Annotated in this window: 2 protein-coding genes, 1 tRNA gene and 1 pseudogene; 1 reads left to right on the plus strand and 3 read right to left on the minus strand. The window is 57.8% G+C overall.

Annotation, left to right across the window (positions count from 1 at the left end; all coding sequences use genetic code 11):
- Positions 1-914, minus strand: a pseudogene (locus ABYO54_RS15655) (nitronate monooxygenase); the annotation flags it as partial.
- Positions 915-1,236: 322 nt separating this feature from the next.
- Between ABYO54_RS15655 and ABYO54_RS15660 the strand changes: the two are divergent.
- Positions 1,237-1,311 (plus strand) — tRNA-Thr (locus tag ABYO54_RS15660).
- Between the two features lie 218 nt (positions 1,312-1,529).
- Here the strand turns inward: ABYO54_RS15660 and ABYO54_RS15665 are convergent.
- Both ABYO54_RS15665 and ABYO54_RS15670 read right to left on the minus strand, forming a co-directional pair.
- Positions 1,530-2,696 carry a response regulator gene (locus tag ABYO54_RS15665; protein ID WP_372809169.1) on the minus strand — a complete coding sequence of 389 codons (1,167 nt, stop codon included), beginning with the start codon at positions 2,694-2,696 and terminating at the stop codon, positions 1,530-1,532.
- Between the two features lie 12 nt (positions 2,697-2,708).
- The coding region (locus tag ABYO54_RS15670; protein WP_372809170.1) for an Hpt domain-containing protein at positions 2,709-3,132 on the minus strand (424 nt) is incomplete at its 5' end.

Below are 3,132 nucleotides of genomic sequence, written 5' to 3' on the forward strand. Positions count from 1 at the left end.
AGCGCGAATGCGGTTCCCACCTGTATGCCGGCGGCGCCCTCCCCGATCGCTTCCCGATATTTTTCAGCAGAACCAAAGGATCCGGCCAACCAAAACGGCAGACCGATCTTTCGAAACGCCTCCAAGTTGGCCACGTCGCGCAAGCCGTAAATCGGCTCGCCGCCGGCGGTGTAGGTCGTCTTCCCTCGCGGCGGCGCATTGTGCCCGCCCGCCAGGCTGCCCTCGACAATCAGACCATCGATCGGCCCAACGGACTTGCGCACCATGATCGACGCGAGCGCATCCGACGAAACCACCGGAAGGAAATCCGGCCGGCCGATCTGCGGAAGCGGAACGCCTTCCTCGTGGAATTCGGACGGATCGAACAGCAGGGAAAAAATTTCGGTGCCCCCGCTTTCCGTGGCAATGGCAATCGGATACTCCGCGGCCTCATGCTCCGTAAGCGCGGAGAGCACCGCCGGAATCGCCAATGGAATCCCCGCCCCCATGACCACCACGGCCACGCCGGCCAGCAGCGCCCCGTAGAGCGAGGCCAGATGCGGCAACTGGATTTTTTCAAGATAGTTGATGCCGACGGGATTCGAGTGCCCTTCCCGCGCGAGAAAAACCTCCACGAAATTGCTCACGATGCAAAGTTCGAGCGGTTCGCGCCGACCTTCGAGATCCTGCATTTCATGCCGGCGGTAGGGCACATCGTCCGCCTTGCCCCCGGGAATATAGAACGAATCCAGAATACGCTGCGCCATGCGCGGAAACGGAAAATGCTCCAGCGCCCGGCGGACATGGCCGCCCTCATCGCCATCCTGCAGACGGCGGGCCACGACTTCGGAAAGCCCCGTCCCCGAAACAACGCCGAGCTGGCCAATCCGTGAAACCGCCTGGGCAAGACGCCAATTCGAAATACTCGCGCCCATCCCACCCTGGATAATCTTTGGAGGTGTAATTTTCATATGCGGCCAACTATGGCCCTATTTACATGAATATTCCACGACAATCGCAACAATACATCCGCACTCCGGAGCCCTCCGGCACCGCCGCTCCGCCGCCCCGGCTTTTCACGCGACCGGTGCCCATTCGTATTCATGCGCGGATCGTCAACCCCGTTTCTTCCGGCCCAGAGTCCGCCCGCTTCCCGCCTCCGTAAAAACCCAAACCACCCAGCTTGACTTCGCAACCATTATTCGCATAATCCGCCATTCGTTTTTCCGACAAGGTTTTTGCCCGGAACAAACGTCTGCCGGCGTAGCTCAGTGGCAGAGCAACGGATTTGTAATCCGTTGGTCGTCAGTTCGACTCTGACCGCCGGCTCCATTTTAAAGCCCCCGCAACCAACGGATTGCGGGGGCATTTTTTTGCCTCTCAGCCTTCTGCTATTGGCTAAAGCGAATTTAGTCCTTTTGGAGTTCTACTTTTTGGACGCTTCTAATTCCCACTCCATCAGAGTAGAGAGGCGGCTATTTGATTTAAACCACGGACGATCCGTCACCTTCCTGTAGCTCCCGTAGCAGTGTGGTCTTGAGCCACACGGTCTATTGCACAGGGACGGGGCAATGTTTTTTCAAAATAATTTTAATTTCCACCCCGGCTTCTGGCAGGCTTTCTATCTGAACCCCTCCTCCGTAAAGGGAGATAATGCGCTCGGCGACGGGGGGCTTTAACCCGAGCGACTCAGCAGCCGTACGGCTACGGGCATTGCTGAACACTTCAAAGAAGCTTTCCGCGGCACACGCGTCAAGCGCTATCCCTCGAGCAACCAGCTCTATAGAGACAAACTCGGCTTCACCTTCCATGTCGATGGCAACTCTGCTTCCAGGCTCGGAAAATGCCGCCGCCGTCTGCAACAGAGAGGTCAGCGCGGTTTGCAACATTTCTTCATCACCGACAATCTGAGCCTCGCCAACGGGCGGCGCATCAAAGCTTACGCCGGTATCGCAAACCAATTCCGTGGCTTTCCGTGACGCAGCGCTAAGGAGCCGCTCCAGAGCGATGGAGTCGACATGGAAATCTTCTTTTGAAACATGAACTTGCGCCAGCAACAGTGCATTCTCGAGGGTTTCCAACATGCGTTGCCGGGCTTCGTCGAACAGGGGGCGCATCTGGGTCACCTCGAGGTTGTCCGGACAGCACTCGAACATCAGGTCGGCGATACCCAATATACCGTTTGTCGGCGTGCGCATTTCATGCGAAATGAGCCGCAGGAAATCCCGTTTGGTGGCATTTGCGAGCGCCAGACGGTCGTGGGCTTCTGCGAGCTCCCGGCTCTTCCGGCGCACCAGTTCATCGAGATGGGCATTCTGGTTTTCCAGCTCCCGTTGCACGCGCTGCAGGGTCAGATGGGTGGAAATCCGCACGCTGAGTTCTTCGGGCTGGAACGGTTTAGTGACATAGTCCACACCGCCGTAGGTGAAGGCTTTGACTTTTTCGTCGACCCGCTCCAGCGCGCTGATAAAGATAACGGGAACATCACGCAACAACTCATGCTCTTTCAATCGACGACAAACCTCAAAACCATCCATCTCCGGCATCATGATGTCGAGAAGGATGAGATCAGGCGTTGCTCGGGCGGCCAGCTCGAGCGCGCGTGCGCCGCTAGTGGCCACCGAGAGTTTATAGTCGGCTTCCAGCAGTCCAATGAGGACATCGAGGTTCTCAGGATTGTCATCAACAGCGAGCACGTGGGGGCGTGTGTCTTCCATGCGATTTCTCTTTCAGTTTTTTGGGCGAATCGTTGTTAGCATAACGAGGGCGTCTTCGAAGGCAAACTTTCTGATCAGCGGCCTCAGGCGGGTTGCCGCAGGTAAAATGATTTCAAGTTCCGTCAGACAAGTGAGCGCGTGCGGGCTGCCTTCCTGCAGGAGGGTTTCGAGCCGCGCGATGAGGGGCTCGCTCTCTTGGCAGGCGGAGGGAGCATCTCCGGTGGTTGGTTCTTCGTTTCGGGACAAAAGGGCCTGCCGGATTTGCCGGATGAGCGGTTCGAACAGCTCCTCCAAGGTATGGAGCTGCTTGAGCGCGATTTCGCGCTGATGCTCTTCGAGCGCCTTTTCTACGGCTGCGGCCGCTTTTTGGAGAGCTGCGGCCTCTATCGTTCCGGCAATCCCCTTGAGGCTGTGAGCCAGCCGCTGGACGGTCCGG

This window comes from Pontiella sp. (assembly GCF_041622395.1).
Classification (GTDB): Bacteria; Verrucomicrobiota; Kiritimatiellia; order Kiritimatiellales; family Pontiellaceae; genus Pontiella.

Excerpts from the sequence above, each read along its gene's own strand:
- ABYO54_RS15665 (WP_372809169.1), bottom strand. The coding sequence starts at position 2,696 with ATGGAAGACACACGCCCCCACGTGCTCGCTGTTGATGACAATCCTGAG.